Genomic DNA, 1,979 nt, shown 5'->3' on the forward strand with positions numbered 1-1,979 from the left:
CTGCGTCGCTGCTTCTTCCACTACATCGCCTTCCCCGACCGCGTGACAATGCAGCGGATCGTCGACGTGCACTACCCGGACATCAAGAAAGACCTGGTCAGTGAAGCGCTGGACGTGTTCTTCGACGTGCGCAAGGTGCCGGGCCTGAAGAAGAAGCCTTCGACCTCCGAGCTGGTGGACTGGCTGAAGCTGCTGATGGCCGACAACATCGGCGAAGCGGTGCTGCGCGAGCGCGATCCGACCAAGGCCATCCCGCCGCTGGCTGGCGCGCTGGTGAAAAACGAACAGGACGTGCAATTGCTGGAACGTCTGGCGTTCATGAGCCGTCGCGGCACCCGCTAAGAGGCTGATGCCATGCTGCTCAACCTGTTCAATGAAATGCGCGCAGCCAAGGTGCCGGTCTCGGTGCGTGAACTGCTGGACCTGATCAACGCGCTGAAACAGCGCGTGACCTTCGCCGACATGGACGAGTTCTATTACCTGTCCAGGGCGATCCTGGTGAAGGATGAAAAGCATTTCGACAAGTTCGACCGGGCGTTCAGTGCCTACTTCAATGGACTGGAAAAGCTCGACGATCATCTTCAGGCACTGATCCCCGAAGACTGGCTGCGCAAGGAATTCGAGCGTTCACTGACCGATGAAGAGCGGGCGGCGATCCAGTCCCTCGGCGGCCTCGACAAGCTGATCGAAGAGTTCAAGAAACGCCTCGAGGAACAGAAGGAACGCCACGCCGGTGGCAACAAGTGGATCGGCACCGGTGGCACCAGCCCATTCGGCTCCGGCGGTTTCAATCCGGAAGGCATTCGGGTCGGCGATGCCGGCAAGCGCCAGGGCAAGGCAGCCAAGGTCTGGGACCAGCGCGAGTACAAGAACCTCGACGATTCCGTCGAGCTGGGCACGCGCAACATCAAGGTTGCCTTGCGGCGCTTGCGCAAGTTTGCCCGTCAGGGCGCGGCGGAAGAGCTGGACATCGATGGCACCATCGACCACACCGCCAAGGATGCCGGCCTGCTGAATATCCAGATGCGGCCGGAGCGGCGTAACACCGTCAAGCTGTTGCTGCTGTTCGACATCGGCGGCTCGATGGACGCCCACGTGAAGATTTGCGAGGAATTGTTCTCGGCCTGCAAGACCGAGTTCAAGCATCTGGAGTATTTCTACTTCCACAACTTCATTTATGAATCGGTGTGGAAGAACAACATGCGCCGCACCTCCGAGCGCACCTCGACCATGGACCTGCTGCACAAGTACGGCGCCGACTACAAAGTGATCTTCATCGGCGACGCCGCCATGGCACCCTACGAAATCACCCAGCCGGGCGGCAGCGTCGAGCACTGGAACGAAGAAGCCGGTTACGTGTGGATGCAGCGTTTCAAGGAGAAGTACAAGAAGCTCATCTGGATCAACCCGTATCCTAAAGACACTTGGGGCTATACCTCTTCGACCAATATCGTGCGGGATTTGATCGAGGATCAGATGTATCCGTTGACGTTGCGGGGGTTGGAGGAAGGGATGCGGTTTCTTTCCAAGTAATCTTTGTTGTCTGGTCTGACGCCATCGCGAGCAAGCTCGCTCCCACATTGGTTTGGTGCTGTTCACAAATTTTGTGAACGACTCTTACCCTGTGGGAGCGAGCTTGCTCGCGATGCTTTTAGCTGTTCAAAAAACGCTGCAAATACTCGACATGCTCACGATGGGCGACATCCTGCACCACCGGCCGCAACCGCACCCGCGCCCCCGGCAAACACTGCGCCAATCGCGCCAGCGCCAGTGGCGTCAACGCCCCCAGCCGCGGATAACCGCCAATGGTCTGCCGATCATTGAGCAACACGATCGGCTGCCCGTCCGGCGGCACCTGGACAGCCCCCAACGGAATACCTTCGGAAATCATCGGTTTACCCTGGTACTGCAGCGCCGTACCCAACAGGCGAATCCCCATTCGGTCGGCTCGGCTGTCGAGGCTCCACACGCTGTTGAAT

Annotated in this window: 1 protein-coding gene and 2 pseudogenes; 2 read left to right on the top strand and 1 reads right to left on the bottom strand. The window is 59.0% G+C overall.

Features of this window, described 5'->3' with window-relative positions; translation table 11 throughout:
* Positions 1-342, top strand: a pseudogene (locus ACXRVY_RS26290) (AAA family ATPase); the annotation flags it as partial.
* A 12-nt stretch (positions 343-354) separates the two neighbouring features.
* Positions 355-1,533: a vWA domain-containing protein gene (locus ACXRVY_RS26295; RefSeq protein WP_223462030.1), complete on the top strand. Its 1,179-nt coding sequence runs from the start codon at positions 355-357 to the stop codon at positions 1,531-1,533.
* Positions 1,534-1,651: 118 nt separating this feature from the next.
* Here the strand turns inward: ACXRVY_RS26295 and ACXRVY_RS26300 are convergent.
* A pseudogene (locus ACXRVY_RS26300) lies at positions 1,652-1,979 on the bottom strand (biotin-dependent carboxyltransferase family protein); the annotation flags it as partial.

This window comes from Pseudomonas sp. P5_A2_2 (assembly GCF_054177685.1).